We start from the raw sequence: 19,864 nt of genomic DNA, 5'->3' as shown, positions 1-19,864 counted from the left end.
TTTTTCCTTTATCAGAGGTAATCAGCCATCCCCCTTCGATGGTTACGCCAGTGTCCCACCACTGACGAGCTGAGCTTACACGTTAACCAGGGTTATCAGTAAGCAACATCCTGATATTCAAACAGTAGCCACCACTTGGTGGCTTTTTTTATGGGAGTTTGCCGTGCGCGACATACCAGCCAGTATGATTATTGATAGCGTCGACTCCGGAGTAGGCGCGTTTATCGACCTGTTCGAAGCCGACCTGCAACCCTTTGGCGGAGACCTTATCCGGTTCCATTCCGGCACCAATGGATATTACGGAAATGTGATCTGGAAGGGGAATCAGTATCAGGCATACCCGATAGCAGTCGAAGGGTTCGAGTCAAAGAACGAAGGCACATATGCCCGCCCAACAATGGTGGTGGCGAACGTCACGGGTTTACTGACGGGCATAAACCATGACTTCGACGACATGCTTGGGGTGGTGATCACCCGCCGTCAGGTTCCGGTGAAATACCTGGACGCGGTGAACTTCCCCAATGGCAACCCTGACGCAGATCCGACGCAGGAAGCGGTTTCCCGTTACGTTGTTGAGGAGATGACGGAAGAGACGTTCGAGCAGGTGACCTACACGCTGGCGACACCGATTGACTGCGACAACGCTATCATCCCGGCGCGAACCATCCTTGCCGACGTGTGCCAGTGGCAGTATCGCGGCGTCGGGTGCGGATATGACGGGCCGCCGGTTGCAGATGAGCGCGACAATCCAACCACTGACCCGGCGAAAGATAAGTGCTCTCACCGCCGTAGCGGCTGCCGCTTCCGTTATCCACGACCGGAACCAATGCCGATCAGCAGCTTCCCCGGCTCTCAGAAGGTTTCATGATGCAGGAATTACTCGATTATGCGGCATCGTCGCAGGATGAGGTGTGCGGCTTAATTCTGGAAGGCGGGCGACTGTTCCGCTGTCGGAATGTTCACCCGGAGCCGGGAAATCACTTCCGAATCAGTGATGATGACTGGCTGGCGGCCGAGGAGGCTGGAGAGGTGACTGCGGTATTCCACTCTCACCCAATGAACAGCCCGGTTCTGTCCGGCGCCGACCGTAAATGCCAGGTTGCATCGGGCCTTCCATGGGTGCTGGCCTGTAACGGGAAAATCAGAACGTTCAGGCCGGTGGATTACCTTTTGGGGAGGCGGTTCGAGCACGGAGTGACTGATTGTTACTCGCTATTCCGTGATGCGTATCACCTGTGCGGAATTGACCTTCCTGACTTCGAAAGGACGAATGGCTGGTGGCTGAGAGGGGAGAACCTTTATCTGAACAACATGTCGCGCAATGGCTTCAATCAGGTCACGCCGGGAGAAGCGCTGCCAGGTGACGTAATAATCAGGCAGCCATTCCCCGGAGCTGACCCTTGCCACGCAATGATTCTGCTCGATGACAATATGGTTCTTCACCACGATTGCTCCGGGCATTTAAGCCGGAGAGAGCAAATGCGCCCGGCATACGTTAAGCAGATGCATTCCATATGGAGACATGAACAGTGCTCATCTTTAAATTTGCAGGGCATTTACGCCGACATTTCCGCAAAGTCGAGCTGAACGTTGATACCCCTGCTCAGGGAATTCGCCTTTTGCTTGCTCAGAATCATGAGTTCAAAAAAGCATTCCTGAACGCCAGAGTAAGAATGCGAGTGGCGGGTGAGGATGTTGAAACGTCTTCGGTGCAGTGGCACATGGATCGGCGCCTGAAGGATGGCTCTGTAGTGCTGTTTGTCCCGGTGATTGAGGGGGCGGGACTTGAGACCAGTACGATAGTTCTCATTGCCTCACTGGTGCTGTCTGCCGCCTCGGTTGCTTACTCCATCTACATGTCACGGAACATGAAAAGCAAAACTTCAGCGGAAGCGGCCGAAACAAACACCCTCACGAATAACTCGTTTACCAGTGCAGAAAACAGGGTCGGACAGGGGCATCCTGTCCCCATACTCCTCGGCGAGATGGAGGTCGGCAGCAACGTAATAAGTCTCGGGATCGACACATCTAATAATTCCGACTGGGAAGAATCAATCAGCTAAGGTGGCGCTATGTCTTCAGGTGGCGGTAAAGCATCAACCCCAAAACTACTCGACGATAACCTCAAATCAAAACAATTCTATCGGGTACTGGATCTGATATCTGAGGGGCCAATCGCGGGCCCGGTGGATCAGGAGCACCTGTCTTCATTCAAGCTGAATAAGACGCCTATCACTGACTCGAACGGTAATGTCAACGTGAACGGCATCAGTGTTGCCTGGCGACCTGGATCGGAAACTCAGGAGCCAATCAACGGCTTCTCTGCAATCGAAGCGACGACCATTGTTAACACTGAGGTCACTTACGATACCCCGCTGGTTAGAACCGTGACAGATCAGGACGTGACCCGCGTTCGTTTTAACATCGGCGTCACCGGGCTCATGGAGCAGGACTCCAAGGGTAACCAGAAAAACACCTCTGTAACGATGGTTATCGAGACCAGAACTGGCTCGTCGGGCTGGGTCATGGAGAAGACGGTGACGATTACAGGGAAAATCTCTGGCGAGTACCTTGAGGCGCACGTCATTGATGCCCCCGACATCAAACCGTTTGATATCCGCGTTCGCCGCATTACGCCTGACAGCAGCAGCGATTTGCTGTCAAACGGGACTGTTTGGAACAGCTACAGCGAGATCACCGACGACAACCTTAGCTATCCGTTCTCTGCTGTTGCCGGCTCAGTCATCGACCGTGACCAGTACACCGACACGCCGAGCCGCACATATCATCTTCGCGGGCTGATCGTTGACGTACCGGATAACTACGAGCCAATTGCCAGAACTTACTCCGGTCTGTGGACGGGGGGCTTCAAAAAGGCATGGACTAACAACCCGGCGTGGCTGTTCCGTGAGCTGGCGAAAAACACCCGATTTGGCCTGGCGAAACGCGCCGGATACATCGATGTTGACGATGGCGCACTCTACATTCTGTCGCAATATTGCGATCAGCTTGTAGATGATGGGTATGGCGGCAAAGAGCCACGCATGACGCTCAACGCCTACATCACAGAGCAGGCGAGTGCGCGAGACATTCTCGACAAGATAGCGAGCATGTTCCGTGGCATTGCGCTGTGGGACGGCCTGCGCCTGTCCGTAATGCTGGACGCTCCACAGGATCCGATTGCGACAATCACGAACGCCAACGTTGTGAATGGCGAGTTCAAACGAAGCTCTGTAAAGCGTTCAGAGAAATACAATGCGGTTGTAGTGTCCTGGACTGACCCCGACAACGGATGGGAGCAGGTGAAAGAGTACGTTTCCGACGATGAGATGATAGCCAAAGGGAACTACAACGAAACCACTCTGGAGGCGTTTGGCTGCACCTCTCGCGGACAGGCATGGCGGGCAGGTAAATGGCTGCTGGAAACAGCAAAGCGTGAAAGCAGCAGACTGTCTTTCCAGATGGCACGCGATGCTATCCACTTCACGCCGGGTGATATCGTTGAGGTCATGGATAATGACTACGCAGGAACTCGCCTCGGGGGGAGAATTGTTTCTCATTCCGGGAGGGTGATAACGGTTGACGCGGTTGATTCCTCGGTAGTAACGGACGGCTCCACTATGTCGATTATGGGGAGGGACGGAAAGTTCTCTCGCTATGAGATTGATGGCGTTAACGGAAACAACGTCACACTCAAAAACGAACCTGAATGGGTGAGGGCGGGAACTGTATTTGCCATTTCAACCGCAAGCGTTGCGATTCGCCTTTTCCGGATACTGAGCGTTGCCGAAACGGAAAACAACTCCGTATACAGCATAACGGCCTCATTGCACGACCCCAACAAACAGGCCATCGTTGACGAGGGTGCAGTGTTTGAAGTTCCCAGCGATACGCTGAACGGCTACCGCGTGCCTAACGTGGAAAACCTGCGAATCCTGAACACAAACACCGAGACCGTCCAGGTTACAGCAACGTGGGAGACGGCAACCACTACTAAAAAACTGGTGTTTGAGCTGTACATCTACAGTGCTGATGGGAAGCTGGTATCTCAGTACGAAACTGACCAGTTCCGGTATGAGTTTTACGGCCTTGCTGCCGGTAGCTACACGCTCGGCGTTCGTGGGCGCAATGAAAACGGGATGAAAGGCGCCGAAACTCAGGTGAGTCTTATTATAGGCGCGCCAAAGGCTCCTAACTCCGTTCAGTGGATACCCGGACCATTACAGGCCACTCTGGTGCCAGTTATGTCTGTAACGGCAACATCAGATACCTCTTTTGAGTTCTGGTACGCTGGCGAGACGCCAATCCCATTAACCGATGATATTGAGAACAAAACTCAATTCCTCGGAAGGGGGAACCAGTGGACCATTCAAAAGCTCAAGTTTGACCACGTCTATTACGTTTATGTCCGGACACGCAACGCGTTCGGGGTTTCTGATTTTGTTGAGGCTTCAGGAAAGCCAACGGATGACTTTAGCGATATCACCAATGCAATCCTGGAGGAGATTAAAGAGACTGATACGTTCAAAGACCTGATCGAGAGCGCGGTGGAGAGCAGTGAAAAGTTCGCAGAACTGGCTGATGCAATCAAAGAGAATGCAAACGGTCTTGCAGCGGCGGTTGGATCGAATAAGCAGACAGCAGAAGCAATCATCGGCAACGCGCTTGCTATTGCTGATGTTGTCGTGCGGCAGACAGCCCAGCAGGGCGCTAACTCTGCGACCTTCGAACAGCTCCGGGAGGTGATCGCCACTGAGACGGAGGCACGCGTCACGGATGTTACTCGTCTAGAAGCGAAAACTGCCCAGAATGAAGCGGGTATTACTGATGTTCGCCAGGCGTTAGCAACGGAAACTGAAGCTCGCGCTTCTGCGGTAAGTCAATTGACGGCTGCCACTCAGGTCGCATCTGACAAAGCTGATTCAGCAGCTGCTGTAGGTGCTCAGAATACAGCATCAATCACTGACCTTAGCCAGGTTGTCACGGACCTCGATTCCTCAATGGCATCCCGTCTGGAGGAACTGGGAGCAAGGACAGATACTGCCAGCGGCGGCATTCAGAGTAACTCCATCGCGCTAATAACGAGTACGCTGGCGCAGGTTGATCAGCAGGTGAGACTCAGCGCGCAGTACGGTGACAGTAAGGCCAGCATCGATCGTATTGATAATGTTATGGCAAGCGACAGGGAGGCAACAGCGCGTTCGCTACTGAGTTTGCAGACTGACGTGAACGGCAACAAGGCAGCAATCAACAGCCTGAATCAGACGTTTTCCAATTATCAGCAGGCCACGGCCACGCAGATAAACGGCATTACGGCGACCATCAACGGGCACACTTCAGCGATCACCACCAACGCGCAGGCGATAGCAAACGTTAGTGGTGACCTGAAGGCGATGTACAGCATCAAGGTTGCCGTGGACGCGAATGGAAAGCAGTATGCCGCCGGAATGGGGATCGGTGTAGAAAACACTCCATCGGGCATGCAGTCGCAGGTGCTGTTCCTGGCGGATCGCTTCGCCGTCATGGCGCAGGCGGGGGGAGCGGTTACACTGCCGTTCGTTATCCAGAACGGGCAGGTGTTTATCCGGGAAACCTTCATTCAGGACGGCACCATCGGCAACGCCAAGATTGGCAACTACATCCAGTCCAATAACTATGTCGCTGGCTCAGTCGGATGGAGGCTGGATAAGGGAGGTACGTTTGAGAACTACGGTTCGACAGCTGGTGAGGGAGCCATGAAGCAGACTAATCAAACGATCAGTGTCAAGGATGCCAACAATGTGTTGAGGGTGCAGATCGGGAGAATCACGGGAACATGGTAACGGGAGGCCTCTTACGGGGCCTCTTTTTTTTCAGGAGAACTGGATGGCGGAATATGGTGTTCAGACATGGGACGCATCAGGCAAGGTAAACAACTATGGCGTTAAGCCTGTCAGCGTTTGTGGCTATCTCCAGCTGGCCCAGAACCAGAAAACAGGCTCTTACACAGTAGCGCTTCCACCGGGTTGCAGGCTGACCTATTTTCAGAGCATGAACGGCGATCAGTTTGGTACGAGTCGGAGGAAGATCACCATTTCGGGGGGAACAGCAACAGTGTCAGCAGCAGGTGATACCGACTACTCAGCAGGGACTGAGCCTGCGGCAGCGGCTTATCTCATTTTCCAGATCGAGAGGGCATAAATGGCGGAGTATGGCGTTTTACTGACGACCACGAGCGGGGAAGTATGGGTGACCGCGAACAGCTCGCCAATCGCTCTACAGGCGCGAAAGACAGCGGCACTTCAGGGAACATCGGGGTTCAATACCAAAGTGACGCACACATTCCCCGCAGGTCAGCCCGTTGTCGCGTTCGTTCATTGCACGGTTGAGGTCGAAATCACTCAGACGATAAGCGGGAACACCATCACGATTGATTTTCTCAGACCGAATGCAACCGGCACAGCGTACGTTTATTTTTTCTCTATTTTCCCGCAGACAAAGCCAGACTACGGGCTGGCTGTGTGGGATGCATCAGGGACGCTGATTTTAACAAACGAAACGCGCACGCTGAGCGATGTTGTCACCCTCGGTACCGCCGGGGTGGATGCCAGCTCAGGATACAACATCAATACAACTCTGGCGGGGAAGTGGGCCTGCATGCCTGCCATGCTGGGACTAATTACCGGGGTTGTATCGGCTGGCGGTCAACCGCAGCCCTACTCGGCCATATACAAGAGCATGGCAAAACTTGAGGGAAGCAATACGCGGATATTTGCCAGACCGCAAACCACACCGAGCGGAAGCCTACAGAATGTTGCTTATTCAAATTTAAGAAACGTGATTATGGCCATCAACTGTGCAAGTTATGATTGATCGTTTTAAGCGATCAATTAACTAAAATTGATCTACAGAATCAATTATACCCACGTTATCCATATTGCTATTGTGTTACTTCCTCGTTCCCCTGGGATGGAACCATTGTGAAAAATATAATTTTTTGTTTGTCATTGGCTTTTTTGCTTTCAGGTTGTGCTGGCGTTATTGAGAGGCAACAGCCTGTATGTAGCGGAACAGCACTGGTAGGCGGGCAGGAAAGCAGCGTGCAAATTTATGGCGTTCGCAAGCAAAATAACCAAATTCAGTACCGAGCGGGTTATCCATTTAACTGGACCTGGGTAAGTGCAAATACATTTACCAGCACGACCTGCAAATAAACAAACTGATTCAAACAAACCTCGCTCCGGCGGGGTTTTTTATTGCCTGGAGAAAACATGATTTATACCACTGGCACTATTGCCATCAGCGGAAACACCCTTACAGGTACCGGCACAAACTTCACTGCAGCTGGCTCACTTATTCGTAACGGCTGCACTGTTATCGCGCTGACCAGCCCAGCGCAGGTTTTCCAGATTACCGCGATTGGAAGCGCAACCTCTCTCACCGTTACGCCAGCTGCTAACCCTGCTATCCCTGCTGGAACCAAATATTCCATTTTGCTGAGCGACAGCCTGAGCGTTGACGGTCTGGCGCAGGATATCGCTGAAACCTTCACGATGTACCAGCGCTACATGAGCGGGTTCGCTGATGTGATGAACGGTACTACAGACGTCACTATCACGATTAACGGTGTGGCCGTTACCGTGCCGGGCCAGAAATCACTGGCGAAGAAAGGGGCTAACAGCGATATAACCAGCCTAAGCGGCCTGACTACCGCGCTCAGTATCAGCCAGGGCGGCACAGGTGCAAAGAATGCTGCTGACGCTCGCACAAACCTCGGTTTGGGAAATGCCGCCACTAAGGATGTTGGCCCTAATACTGGTAATGTCTTAGGTGTTGGATACTTTGGTTTCGGAACTCCAGGTATTAACGTTTTAGGAAGTACCGAATCAGGGTTTTATGGTATTGACGGCTCTGGTACTTCCTGGGCGCCGCAAGCAGGATCTGGAATTGTATGCGGGTATGACCCAACTCGCCGACAGCAAATCTTCACAGGAATATCCGGTAATCTTTTTGTAAGAAACCTCATCGCATCTGCAATGAACACCTCATCATCCACAATACCGTGGACGCAGATGCAGGCGGTTGGGACATCTGATATCAACTTTAAGAAAGATATCACTGAACTTGATACGGAAATCGCGCTGGCAAACATCGATGCGATGGAGTTCGTATCGTTCAGGTATAAGGATGACGACAGTGAAGCAGTACGCCGTGGTGTAATCGCGCAGCAAATTGAAAAGATTGACCCGGAATACGTTCACAGCGCCGAGGGAGTGGGCAAAATGACCCTTGACCTTAACCCATTGCTTATGGATGCTCTGGCCGCCATTAAGGCACTTAACGCAAAGGTAGCAGAACTTAGTAAACAGGTTGATGAGCTAAAACAGGTTGGAGCTTGATATACCTGAAGACAGCATATTGAAACGGCTTCGCTAAGAAAACCGCCGTCCGACTTAAGAAAGAACGGGCGGCGGTTGGTTGCTCAGTGTTCACGCCCGAGCAAACGCGGGGAATATTACACGATAGATAGTTAAAGCCCAACCTGGCGAACAGTAGGAGACTCAGAGGTCAGCCACATGTCAGAATCTTCAAACATCTCCTCCAGCATGCGGTTCAGTTTTTCCCGATCGCTTTTGCTGGCGTCGCTATTCAGGCCGTTTGCCTGCATCGGCTTCACCTTCACTTCGGCATCAGGGAAAATCTGATGCACCCGCTTCTTCAGCTCGGCCAGTATGATTTCTCTGGCCCCTTCGAGCCCTTCAACATTTCGCTTGTCATAAACCAGTTCAACAAACATACCGATCCCCTCTTAAGTGAAAATTGCCTGTGCTTGATCTGTTTTCATAAAAATACTACTGTATATGCATACAGTCAATAAGCGAGTGAGGGTGCGTTCATGCCTCGTCAACCTGATATACGTGCAGCCTTTTTAGCGGCCATACAACAGAATCCAAAGGGATATCTTTGTTTGAACACTGACAAATTCATCACTGAATTGCGCGTTAGGAATTGGCATTTCAGCCAGGCAGATGCCAATGCATGGATTAAGAGATACCAACCAGACTTTGCTGACAAGACAACTGACGGCAGTGATAACAGATACTGGATCCTGCGTAACATGGGGAGGGTGCACTGATGGGATTTCCTTCACCGGCGGCTGATTTCGTAGCACCGCGTTTATCTCCGGAAATTATCTGCGGGATCGGCATGGACAGCCGCATCCTCGAAACCTCGTCTGGCTTTGCGGTTATCGAGCCGTGCACCAGACTGGCACAGAATCAGGTTCTGCTAATCCTCAGCGGCGGACGGACTCAGTTTGCCAGGGTCATGGGCAGGGCGCTGATTTGTGATGATGGTGAAGCGATAGAGGGGGAGGCTGCGGAAGAGGTTGAGGTGATGGGGCGGGTGACGTTCTTCATCAACAGCGTGATGCAGGATGACAGGGTGGTGTGATGGGGCATGGGTGGGGCATAAAGTTACCGCGAAACGACGTTAGTTCATTGCACATGACAAATCGTATCGCGGCAACATAGCAGAAGTTACCGCACATCAATCCAACATCAAGCCACTTCGTTAAAAGACTTAATAGTCTCCAGATGAAGATCGCCTGAAGTACCGGATTTCCGAGGAAAGGGATTAGAGTAATGACGTCATGGCTGCTTAACGAGCTGCCGATCCCCAGCATGATCCCGCAAAAAGAGAGAAGCGCCACGGGCAGCATAAAGGTTTTGCCCAGTTGCTGGAAAAACTCCCACAGCGATATTTTTTGTGCTGCTTTCGTCGTCATAAAACGACTCCTTAAATGGTAGAAAGAGATTTAACGACCGCGATGGGGCGAAAAGATAAAACGTTTTATCAAACTTTAGTGCGCGCTAAATCACATTCTCAGGCTTTTACTGGTAGTATAAAGATAACGTATTGATAAAACGTTTTAGCGATCTCATTATCAAGGAGTCACGCCACCACATGGCTGTAGCGAAAAAGATCACCATCAACGATGTCGCGCTGGCGGCGGGGGTTTCCGTTAGCACCGTTTCGCTGGTATTGAGCGGGAAAGGGCGCATCTCTCCTGCTACGGGTCAGCGCGTCAACGAGGCCGTTGAGCAACTGGGCTTTGTGCGTAATCGCCAGGCGTCGGCGCTGCGCGGTGGGCAAAGCGGGGTGATAGGGCTGATTGTTCGCGACCTCGCGTCGCCGTTTTATGCAGAACTGACCGCCGGGCTTACCGAGGCGCTTGAAGCGCAGGGGCGAATGGTTTTCCTGCTCCACGGTGGGCGCGAACCGGAGCAGCTGCTCTCCAGGCTGGATATGCTGCTGACGCAAGGGGTGGATGGGGTGATCGTGGCCGGCGCGTCCGGTGTGGGCAGTGAATTGTGTGAGCGCGCGGCGCAGAAAGGCGTACCGCTGGTGGTTGCGTCACGCGCCAGCTATCTCGACGAAGCCGATACCCTTCGGCCGGATAACATGCAGGCCGCGCAAATGCTGACCGAGCATCTTATTCATCGCGGCCATCAGCGCATCGCCTGGCTCGGCGGTAAAAGCTCGTCCCTGACGCGTGCCGAGCGGGTGGGCGGTTACTGCTCCACGCTCATCAAATACGGCTTGCCGTTTCACAGCGAATGGGTGGTGGAGTGTGAATCCAGCCAGAAAAAAGCCGCCGAAGCCATCGGCACGTTGCTTCGCAACAGCCCGACAATCAGCGCGGTGATTTGCTATAACGATGTGATTGCGATGGGGGCGTGGTTCGGCTTGATCCGCGCCGGACGCCAGAGCGGTGAGGGCGGGGTAGAAACGTTCTTCGGCCATCAGGTAGCGCTGGGGGCATTTGCGGATGTCGGTGAAAATGCGCTAGACGATCTCCCCATCGTCTGGGCGACGACGCCGGCTCGTGAAATGGGGTACACCCTGGCAGACCGAATTATGCAGCGTATTGAAAATACGGACGTGCAGGCCGGCCATCAGATTGTGGCGGCGCGGTTAGTGACGGTGAAGTAATCTCTGCTGCACATCGCCCGGCAATAAAAAACCCCTCATGCGAGGGGTTTTTCGTTTACTGCTGCGGTACTGCTGGCGGCGCTGCCGGTTCAGCCGGTGCCGGAATGCCCAGCGTCGGCATACCAAACATGCCGACAAAATCTTCCAGCGGCATTTTGTCGCCGTTGAGCGTTACCTGGCCATTAGCATATTGCAGGCTGGTGGAAATGGTGTTGTCTTCCACCTTCGTGATGCGGAACATCTGGCCCATCGCCGCCAGGCCTTTCACCTGTTGGTTTGCCAGTTTACCTGCATCTTCTTCACCATACCCTTCGAGTTTCGCAATCTGCGTCATGAACTCGGTTGCCATATCCATCGGGATGGTCAGCTTGCTGTCGAGCGATTTCACGCTGCGGTCAACTTCCTGCGCCAGGGTCTGCGGCTCGCCGGTCGCGGCCGCCGGATCCTTCAGGAACAGCGACAGGTTGAAGTTGGTTTCGCCTTTGTCGTTTTTCCAGCTCAGTGGCGCAACGGTAATTACCGGCTCGCCTTTCAGCAGGATCGGCAGGTTATTAAACAGCACGGCCATCGCCTGCTGCTGGTACGCCTGCGGGTTCTGTTGCAGGGCGGCATCGGTCAGCAGAGCCTGACTCTCTTTGCTGTATTTCTGGCTAAATTCGTGCCATGCCTGGCCGTCAATGTTGCCAATTTTCAGTGACAGCTTGCCGGTACCCAGGTCCTGATTCTGTACTTTCAGGCTTTTCAGGCTGTAATCCAGCTGGGTGTTGATGCTTTTACCGTCTTTGGAAACGTCAGACTTGCCGTCCAGATCCATGCCTTCCAGCACTGCCATCTCTTTACCTTCAATCGCAATGGCGATCTTATCGAGGCTCAGCTTCTGATCGCCAATACGCTCGTCAAAATCGGTCATACGGCTATTGCCGCTGGCTTTCAGGTTGTTGAAGGTAAGCTGGACCTTCTGGTTATATTCATTGACTGAATTCACCAGGCCGCTGGCGGCATCGCCGGTCAGAGAGACATTCTTGCCGTCGCGATCGGCATCAAGCTGGAAATTACCGCCGCTGAAGGCGACTTTATCGGTGCCTTGTTCGTAATTCAGCGCTTTCAGGTCGATGTCGGAACGCGTATCACCGGCATAGCTGATGCGGGTATTGATCTCGAACGGCGACTCATTTTTCGCCATATCGAAAATTGGCTTCGTCACCTCGTTATTTACCAGTACGGTTCTGGCGGATGCCATAGAGGGGATCAGGTTAAACTTTTTCAACTGTGCCAGCGGGAACGGACCGTGGCTGACCACTTCATCCAGTACCACGCTCTGGCCCGGTTTCAGCCAGGCGTTCTGATTGCCCGCTACCGGCTTCACCACCACCTGCATATGGCTGGTAAAGACGCCACGCTGGTAGTTCTGGTAGCTCAGCTCCAGACCTGCTTCAGGCGCGCTGCGCTTAATTTCGCTGTTTGCCTGTGCCATCATCTCTGCCAGACGGCTTTCCAGCTGTTTCCCGGTATACCAGGAAGCACCCGTCCAGATCACGCCTAAAGCAACAATCACTCCTACCGCTACGACCGATTTTTTCATTGCGATTATCCCTAAAATGAAACCAGGCGGTTAAAACCGCCTGGTGTTACAACGCCTGTTACTAGCTTAGCAAGAGTTGTTAAAAAATTCAGTAAGTCCCTAAAGCTTATTAAAAACGCGCGCCAGGCGACCAGTGCCGCTCACGAAGACAGGCGACTCGTTTGCCGGGACAAAAGCGGACTCCCCCGGTTTAAGCAGCAGACGCTCGCTACCGTTATGCAACGTCGCTTCGCCTTCCACACAGAACAGGATCGCGGCGCTCTCCTGTGCAATGGCGGTTTCGTCTGCGCTGAGGTCATGCAGGGAGAAGGCAAAATCGTCAACCGGAATCGGGAAGTCCAGTTCTGCGCCGTTTTTCACCGGCTGAGTAAGCAGCTCCGCAGCAGGTTTCGCCACGAACTTCACGTTGGCAACCAGCTCAGGGATGTCGATGTATTTTGGCGTCAGGCCCGCGCGCAGTACGTTATCGGAGTTAGCCATCACCTCCAGTGCCACGCCATTCAGGTAGGCGTGCGGGGTTTCAGCGAACAGGAACATTGCTTCGCCCGGGTTGAGCTTCACCACGTTCAGCAGCAGCGGAGAGAAGAGGCCGCTGTCGTCCGGATAAAACGCGGAAATTACGCGAATGGTGTCCCATGGCTCACCCTGCTGGTCGTTCAGCGCGGCTTTCAGCACCGCCAGCGCGTGGGATTTTTCCTCGCCCTGCATATTCAACAGGCTGGCAAACAGCGCGCTCAGGGCTTCTGCGTTCGGGTTTTCCAGGAAGTGGGCGATCGCGTTGTGAGCCCCAGCGACCGGTTGCAGCAGGGAGATGATCTCGGAAAACTCGCGGAAGGCATTCATCGCCAGGAAAGGGGTAAGGGCGAAAACCAGTTCCGGCTTGTGATTAGGATCTTTGTAGTTACGCTCTGCGGCGTCTAACGGAATACCGGCGGCATTTTCTTTGGCAAAGCCCAGCTCAGAGGCTTTTTTGTTCGGGTGAACCTGAATGGAGAGCGGCTGGTCGGCGCACAATACCTTGAACAGAAAAGGCAGCTCACCAAAACGATTCGCCACTTTATCGCCGAGCAGCGCGGCTTTGTCGGCATCGATGACATCACGCAGGCTGCGCACCTGGCCGCTGGCATCTTCAATTTTTGAGCTGCTCTTCGGGTGCGCGCCCATCCACAGCTCTGCCATCGGCAGGTTGTCCGGGTTGGCGATACCGTAGAGATCCGTTAACGCAGTTTTACTTCCCCAGGCGTAGTTTTGCACTGAGTTGATGAGTTTTTGCATTATCAAGCCCTGATTCATATGTGGAATTAACTTCGCGTATTAAAGCAATAAACCGAATGGAAGTAACCTGCGGATGTAAAAAGTCGTACTAGTCTCAGTTTTTGTTAAAAAATTGTGTAGGATAAGCTGACTCGCTTTTAAGCCGGGCAGCGGAACATCTGCCCTGAATAAACAGACCGAAGCAGTAAGTGAGAGAACAATGTCGAATAAACCCTTCCATTATCAGGATCCTTTCCCCCTCAGTCAGGATCGGACCGAGTATTACCTGTTAACCCGCGATTACGTTTCTGTCTCTGAGTTTGAAGGGCAGGAGATCCTCAAAGTTGACCCGCAGGCGCTGACGCTGCTGGCGCAGCAAGCCTTCCACGATGCTTCCTTTATGCTCCGTCCGGCGCATCAGCAGCAGGTTGCCGATATTCTGAGCGACCCGGAAGCCAGCGAGAACGACAAGTACGTTGCCCTGCAATTCCTGCGTAACTCTGATATCGCGGCGAAAGGCATTCTGCCGACCTGCCAGGACACCGGCACGGCGATTATCACCGGTAAAAAAGGCCAGCGCGTCTGGACCGGCGGCGGTGACGAAGCGGCGCTGGCGCGCGGCGTTTACAATACCTACACCGAAGATAACCTGCGCTATTCGCAAAACGCGGCGCTGGATATGTACAAAGAGGTGAACACCGGCACCAACCTGCCTGCGCAGATTGACCTCTACAGCGTCGACGGTGACGAGTACAAATTCCTCTGCATTGCCAAAGGCGGCGGTTCAGCCAACAAAACCTATCTTTACCAGGAAACCAAAGCGCTGCTTACCCCGGGCAAGCTGAAGAACTATCTGGTTGAGAAGATGCGCACCCTTGGCACTGCGGCCTGCCCGCCGTACCATATCGCGTTTGTGATTGGCGGTACGTCTGCTGAAAGCACCCTGAAAACCGTTAAGCTGGCCTCAACCAAATACTACGATGGCCTGCCAACGGAAGGTAACGAACATGGTCAGGCGTTCCGCGACGTGCAGCTTGAGCAGGAACTGCTGGCCGAAGCGCAGAATCTGGGGCTGGGCGCGCAGTTTGGCGGCAAATACTTCGCGCATGACATTCGCGTGATCCGCCTCCCGCGCCACGGTGCATCCTGTCCAGTGGGGATGGGCGTGTCGTGCTCTGCGGATCGTAACATCAAAGCGAAGATCAACCGCGACGGCATCTGGATCGAAAAGCTGGAGAACAACCCGGGCAAATACATCCCTGAAGAACTGCGTAAAGCGGGTGAGGGCGAAGCGGTACGCGTTGACCTGAATCGCCCGATGAAGGAGATCCTGGCGCAGCTTTCGCAGTATCCGGTTTCAACGCGCCTTTCCCTGAACGGGACGATTATCGTGGGTCGCGACATCGCCCATGCGAAGCTGAAAGAGCGCCTGGACAACGGCGAAGGGCTGCCGCAGTACATTAAAGATCACCCGATCTACTACGCAGGCCCGGCAAAAACGCCTGATGGGTATGCTTCCGGCTCGTTAGGCCCAACCACGGCGGGCCGTATGGACTCCTACGTCGACCAGTTGCAGGCCAACGGTGGCAGCATGATCATGCTGGCGAAAGGTAACCGCAGCCAGCAGGTGACGGACGCGTGCCACAAGCACGGCGGCTTCTACCTTGGCAGCATAGGCGGCCCGGCAGCGGTGCTGGCACAGGGCAGTATCAAGAGCCTGGAGTGCGTGGAGTACCCGGAACTGGGTATGGAAGCGATCTGGAAAATTGAAGTGGAAGACTTCCCGGCGTTCATTCTTGTGGATGACAAAGGTAACGACTTCTTCAAACAGATCCAGTCTTCCCAGTGTTCGGCGTGTGTGAAGTAATTCTGTAAATTGCCGGGTGGCGCTGACGCTTACCCGGCCTACATCCTCGTAGGTCGGGTAAGGCGCAGCCGCCACCCGACATCAAAAAGAGCGCACAAAGCGCCATAACGTTTCTCAGAAGTCATCAATACTTATCTCTTAAGCATGTGAGCAATCCCATCTTTGTTATCAAGGAGTAAGTAATGACAATGCATCGCCGCGAGAAAGACTCCATGGGCGCCATCGACGTCCCGGCCGACAAGCTATGGGGCGCGCAAACCCAGCGTTCGCTGGAGCATTTCCGCATTTCGACAGAGAAAATGCCCGTCTCGCTAATCCAGGCGCTGGCGTTGACCAAACGTGCTGCCGCCAAAGTTAATCAGGATCTGGGCCTGCTGGATGCCGATAAAGCCTCCGCCATCATCAATGCCGCCGACGAAGTGCTGGCGGGCAAACATCCCGACGAATTCCCCCTTGCCATCTGGCAGACCGGCTCAGGCACCCAGAGCAACATGAACATGAACGAGGTGCTGGCGAACCGCGCAAGCGAGCTGCTTGGCGGCGTGCGCGGCATGGAGCGGAAGGTTCACCCGAACGATGACGTGAATAAAAGCCAGAGTTCCAACGACGTGTTCCCGACGGCCATGCACGTGGCGGCCGTCATCGCTATCCGCGAGCAGCTTATCCCGCAACTCAACGTGCTCAAATCTACGCTTAACGAGAAAGCGCAGGCTTTCAGCGACATTGTAAAAATTGGTCGTACGCACCTGCAGGACGCCACGCCGCTGACGCTTGGCCAGGAGATCTCCGGCTGGGTGGCGATGCTGGAGCACAATCTTAAGCATATAGACAACAGCCTGCCGCATCTGGCGGAGCTGGCGCTCGGCGGAACGGCGGTTGGCACCGGGTTAAACACCCATCCCGAGTACGCGGTGCGCGTGGCCGAAGAGCTGGCGAAGATCACCGGGCAGCCGTTTGTTACCGCCCCGAATAAATTCGAAGCGCTGGCGACCTGTGATGCGCTGGTCCATACCCATGGCGCGCTGAAAGGGCTGGCAGCCTCGCTGATGAAAATCGCCAACGACGTGCGCTGGCTGGCCTCCGGCCCGCGCTGCGGCATCGGCGAAATCAGCATTCCGGAAAACGAGCCGGGTAGCTCCATTATGCCGGGTAAAGTAAACCCGACGCAGTGCGAAGCCATGACCATGCTGTGCTGTCAGGTGATGGGTAATGACGTTGCGGTCAACATGGGCGGCGCGTCGGGTAACTTCGAGCTTAACGTCTATCGCCCGATGGTGATCCACAACGTACTGCAATCGATTCGTCTGCTGGCCGATGGCATGGAGAGCTTTAACGAGCACTGCGCGGTGGGCATTGAGCCTAATCGCGAGCGAATCAGCCAGCTGCTGAATGAGTCCCTGATGCTGGTCACGGCGCTAAACACCCATATTGGTTATGACAAAGCGGCCGAAATCGCTAAAAAAGCGCACAAAGAGGGGCTTACCCTGAAAGCCTCTGCGCTGGCGCTGGGCTACCTGACGGACGCCGAGTTTGATGCCTGGGTCCGCCCGGAAGCGATGGTGGGCAGCATCAGGTAATCACTGCGCCACATACAGGTGCAGCCGCGGGATAATCAGCTGTAGCGGCTGTGCCTGGGGTTTATAGCGATGCTGAACGTTTTCAGCATCGTAGTTTAGCAGTTCTCCGATATCCGGCACCACCGCACCCTGATCGGCATCGTAGAGCGCAATCAGCGGTGTCGGGCAGGCGTATTGCACCTGCTTTTGCTGTCCGGCATACCAGACACGAGCGATAGGCTGCACCTTCACCGGACGCTTTATTTTAAGACGGGTATCAGCCGGCAGGGAGGCAATGCTGTGGTACTCCTGCTCCAGCCGTTCAATCCACTGTTCCCGCGACCACGGGGCGACCGTTCGCGGCGATTTCAGACTTTTCTCCAGCTGAGCCAGGATCTCGTCGCGCGTGAAGTTTTTAATGATGTGCTTGTTGGCCCAGCCGAAGCGCAGCGTGGCGGGGTGGCGCAGTACCGTCAGCGTGCGGTAAGCATTCAGGGTGATCAGCCCCGGAAGCTGGCGATGCACCCATTCAAAACGGGCAGCCGGTGCCAGCCCGGACTCAACGGTCACGATTTTCTCGAAGGCGGCTTTCAGCGTATTAATATGCGTAATTTGCGCCTCAATGGCTTCACGCGTTGCGGTATCCGTTTGCAGACAGATGACGCCGGGCAGGCGAACGGCGGCCTTACTGCTGCGATTTTCGGACTGCTGCTGGATGAAAAGGCGGCGATAGTGCTGCAACGTCAGTTCCAGCGCCACTTTACCGATATGCTGCGTTACCTCAATGGTGTTCAGCGGGTCGTGTTCCGCGCCTTTCGCCACCTCGGGCAGGGAAAAGACGCGGGCGGCCAACAGGCGGCAGCCCTGTAGTTGCGCCGTCAGGGTCAGTAACGCCTGCTCTATTTCCCGAAATGTGGTGTTAAGCCTTTCGATGAGATCGTAAGTCGCCATAATAGTCCTTAATTAGTTACAACATACTACTGATATAGCACAACACGCCGGGTCAGGCCAGCGTGCGGTTTAGTTCAGGCAGGTACGGGAAGAGGAATGTTGTGATAGATCGGCCAGCTAAAGACGAACCGGGCCCCGCCCAGCTCGCTCGCTTCGCAGCGAACCGAACCGCCCATCGCCTGGGCAATAGAACGGACAATAGCCAGCCCCAGACCACAGCCGCCGGTAGCACGGTCGCGGCTGGGGTCGAGGCGCACAAACGGCTCGAAAACTTTTTCACGCTCCGCTGGCTCAATACCGGGGCCATCGTCTTCCACGCACAGAATTGCCTGGCTCCTCTGCAAATCTAAACCTATGCGCAGCGTGGTTTCGCTGTAGCGCATGGCGTTGTTCATCAGATTATCCAGCACGCGTTCCATCAGGCGCATGTCCAGCGCGCCGTACGCGCCGGGGGTAATGGCTGTCAGCAGTTTTCGCTGAGGGTTAACGCTCTGCACATCGTTAATATGCGTCTGTAGCCAGACGGGAAGATCCGGCGTACTGAGGTGCAACTCCGTCTGAGGCCGATCGAGGCGGGCATAGGTCAGCAGCTCTTCAATCAGCGCTTCAAGCTGGCCAATATCCCGATTGAGGGCCTGCGATTCCGCGGCGGTGAGGTTCTCGCTCATCTCCAGGCGATAACGCAGGCGTACCAGCGGAGTGCGCAGTTCATGCGCAATGCCGTCGATAAGCTGCTTCTTGCTGGCAATCAGGGCGTTGATGTTATCGGCCATCTGGTTAAAGGCAATACCGAGACGGTCAAAACTGGAACCACTGTCGAAATGTATGCGTTCAGTTAAATGACCCTCCCCAAAACGCTGTGCGGCGGATTCCAGTTTCAGCATGTCCTGCCAGTGCGGTCGCATCCAGATGAACACAGGGAAAGCGAGCGAGATGGCAATAAAGCCCAGCAGGGCGAGATCCAGCAGGCGCATCTGGTGCAGGTAATAGAGATAGGGCACTGGCCCGACGGCCAGGACATAGTGGCTGCGCGGAATACGCTGAATGAAGGTATATTTCTCGTCCAGTGCGACGATGTCTCCGTCGCGCAAACGCTGCATCGCCGGCGGCGCTAAATCAAAATCCTTCATGGGTTCGATACGCAGATCAAACGACAGATTCAGATCCAGCTCTTTTAACGTACGTGCCCAGTCATGCGGAGGAATTTCGCGCAGCTCGCTACGCATCAGGTAGAGCGAGCTTTTCATCAGATCGTCCAGGGATTGTCTGCCCGCACGCTCTGCGGTGAACTTATAGACCAGCCCGACCAGCATGGTCATCACCAGAAAGCAGACAAACAGCAGTAAATAAAACTGAACAAACAGCTTCTTCATTAATTTCACCGAAACAGGGGCTTCACTACACGTCTTTTACCAGCAGGGTCGCTATGGGCGCAAGTCAGGCATGATGCGTTGAAAAGGGGTAATCGTCGAAAGGTAATAAAACACGGCATCGCTTTATTCCATCAATGCCCGGGTAATCCGTTTACGCTTCGCTATACGAGTTTATTTGCGATTGAGAGTATTTGTGAATCAGAATAACAATGACAAAGGCCACCTGCGGGTGGCTTTATTTATGGCGTTTACCAGTGAGAGGTATCCGGCGCAAACGGTGCGACAAAGATACTTATCTTTGTAACCT

At 54.1% G+C, this 19,864-nt stretch carries 18 protein-coding genes and 1 pseudogene; 13 read left to right on the top strand and 6 right to left on the bottom strand.

Annotated features, from left to right (window positions below; all coding sequences use genetic code 11):
* The first annotated feature begins 163 nt into the window (after positions 1-163).
* From ACOTX2_RS03660 to ACOTX2_RS03625, 8 genes are all read left to right on the top strand, one after another.
* Positions 164-868, top strand: coding sequence for a phage minor tail protein L (locus ACOTX2_RS03660; RefSeq protein WP_059520813.1), 705 nt, complete (start codon positions 164-166; stop codon positions 866-868).
* Complete coding sequence (locus ACOTX2_RS03655) at positions 868-1,587, top strand: C40 family peptidase (RefSeq protein WP_155033383.1); 720 nt, start codon at positions 868-870, stop codon at positions 1,585-1,587. Before ACOTX2_RS03660 ends, ACOTX2_RS03655 begins: the two co-directional genes overlap by 1 nt.
* The gene (locus ACOTX2_RS03650; protein WP_058679064.1) at positions 1,530-2,063 is read left to right on the top strand and encodes a tail assembly protein; all 534 of its coding nucleotides are present in this window, start codon (positions 1,530-1,532) and stop codon (positions 2,061-2,063) included. Before ACOTX2_RS03655 ends, ACOTX2_RS03650 begins: the two co-directional genes overlap by 58 nt.
* Positions 2,064-2,072: 9 nt before the next feature.
* On the top strand, positions 2,073-5,822 hold the full coding sequence (locus ACOTX2_RS03645; protein ID WP_332986750.1) for a phage tail tip fiber protein: 3,750 nt from the start codon (positions 2,073-2,075) through the stop codon (positions 5,820-5,822).
* A gap of 43 nt (positions 5,823-5,865) precedes the next feature.
* Positions 5,866-6,180 (top strand): hypothetical protein, encoded by a 315-nt coding sequence (locus ACOTX2_RS03640; protein ID WP_017382568.1) that lies wholly within the window; start codon positions 5,866-5,868, stop codon positions 6,178-6,180.
* Complete coding sequence (locus ACOTX2_RS03635; protein WP_213771672.1) at positions 6,181-6,852, top strand: hypothetical protein; 672 nt, start codon at positions 6,181-6,183, stop codon at positions 6,850-6,852.
* 107 nt (positions 6,853-6,959) lie between these two features.
* On the top strand, positions 6,960-7,193 hold the full coding sequence (gene cor / locus ACOTX2_RS03630) for a phage exclusion lipoprotein Cor (protein WP_074133710.1): 234 nt from the start codon (positions 6,960-6,962) through the stop codon (positions 7,191-7,193).
* 57 nt (positions 7,194-7,250) lie between these two features.
* Positions 7,251-8,378: a tail fiber domain-containing protein gene (locus ACOTX2_RS03625; RefSeq protein ID WP_129008744.1), complete on the top strand. Its 1,128-nt coding sequence runs from the start codon at positions 7,251-7,253 to the stop codon at positions 8,376-8,378.
* A 131-nt stretch (positions 8,379-8,509) separates the two neighbouring features.
* Here ACOTX2_RS03625 and ACOTX2_RS03620 read toward each other — a convergent pair whose 3' ends face one another.
* Positions 8,510-8,776, bottom strand: a complete 267-nt coding sequence (locus ACOTX2_RS03620; RefSeq protein WP_058658498.1) for a DinI family protein — start codon at positions 8,774-8,776, stop codon at positions 8,510-8,512.
* 99 nt (positions 8,777-8,875) lie between these two features.
* On the opposite strand from ACOTX2_RS03620, the gene ACOTX2_RS03615 reads away from it, so the two are divergent.
* Both ACOTX2_RS03615 and ACOTX2_RS03610 read left to right on the top strand, forming a co-directional pair.
* A complete protein-coding gene (locus tag ACOTX2_RS03615; RefSeq protein WP_058661240.1) occupies positions 8,876-9,115 on the top strand; it encodes a hypothetical protein in 240 nt (79 codons plus the stop codon).
* The gene (locus ACOTX2_RS03610; RefSeq protein WP_045911179.1) at positions 9,115-9,432 is read left to right on the top strand and encodes a hypothetical protein; all 318 of its coding nucleotides are present in this window, start codon (positions 9,115-9,117) and stop codon (positions 9,430-9,432) included. The genes ACOTX2_RS03615 and ACOTX2_RS03610 overlap by 1 nt, the downstream gene beginning before the upstream one ends.
* Positions 9,433-9,571: 139 nt before the next feature.
* On the opposite strand, the pseudogene ACOTX2_RS03605 reads toward ACOTX2_RS03610, so the two are convergent.
* A pseudogene (locus tag ACOTX2_RS03605) lies at positions 9,572-9,766 on the bottom strand (PTS sugar transporter subunit IIBC); the annotation flags it as partial.
* Positions 9,767-9,945: 179 nt separating this feature from the next.
* On the opposite strand from ACOTX2_RS03605, the gene ACOTX2_RS03600 reads away from it, so the two are divergent.
* A complete protein-coding gene (locus tag ACOTX2_RS03600; RefSeq protein ID WP_023299968.1) occupies positions 9,946-10,974 on the top strand; it encodes a Mal regulon transcriptional regulator MalI in 1,029 nt (342 codons plus the stop codon).
* 55 nt (positions 10,975-11,029) lie between these two features.
* On the opposite strand, the gene ACOTX2_RS03595 is transcribed toward ACOTX2_RS03600, so the two are convergent.
* Together ACOTX2_RS03595 and manA are read right to left on the bottom strand one after the other, a co-directional pair.
* Positions 11,030-12,556, bottom strand: coding sequence for a YdgA family protein (locus ACOTX2_RS03595; protein WP_022647926.1), 1,527 nt, complete (start codon positions 12,554-12,556; stop codon positions 11,030-11,032).
* 99 nt (positions 12,557-12,655) lie between these two features.
* The gene (gene manA, locus ACOTX2_RS03590; RefSeq protein WP_032624354.1) at positions 12,656-13,831 is read right to left on the bottom strand and encodes a mannose-6-phosphate isomerase; all 1,176 of its coding nucleotides are present in this window, start codon (positions 13,829-13,831) and stop codon (positions 12,656-12,658) included.
* Positions 13,832-14,030: 199 nt separating this feature from the next.
* Here manA and fumA point away from each other — a divergent pair, with 199 nt between their 5' ends.
* Together fumA and fumC are read left to right on the top strand one after the other, a co-directional pair.
* Entirely contained in the window at positions 14,031-15,677 is a 1,647-nt protein-coding gene (gene fumA / locus ACOTX2_RS03585; protein ID WP_022647928.1) for a class I fumarate hydratase FumA, read from the top strand.
* A 182-nt stretch (positions 15,678-15,859) separates the two neighbouring features.
* Positions 15,860-17,254: a class II fumarate hydratase gene (gene fumC / locus ACOTX2_RS03580; protein ID WP_045308487.1), complete on the top strand. Its 1,395-nt coding sequence runs from the start codon at positions 15,860-15,862 to the stop codon at positions 17,252-17,254.
* Here the strand turns inward: fumC and tus are convergent, their stop codons facing one another.
* Together tus and rstB are read right to left on the bottom strand one after the other, a co-directional pair.
* Complete coding sequence (gene tus / locus ACOTX2_RS03575) at positions 17,255-18,184, bottom strand: DNA replication terminus site-binding protein (RefSeq protein WP_022647930.1); 930 nt, start codon at positions 18,182-18,184, stop codon at positions 17,255-17,257.
* 74 nt (positions 18,185-18,258) lie between these two features.
* Complete coding sequence (gene rstB / locus ACOTX2_RS03570) at positions 18,259-19,557, bottom strand: two-component system sensor histidine kinase RstB (RefSeq protein WP_045622834.1); 1,299 nt, start codon at positions 19,555-19,557, stop codon at positions 18,259-18,261.
* Positions 19,558-19,864: the final 307 nt, after the last annotated feature.

The organism is Enterobacter cloacae complex sp. IR5412, from assembly GCF_049237385.1.
Taxonomy (GTDB): domain Bacteria; phylum Pseudomonadota; class Gammaproteobacteria; order Enterobacterales; family Enterobacteriaceae; genus Enterobacter; species Enterobacter intestinihominis.
This window is presented reverse-complemented; position numbering and strand designations above follow the sequence as displayed.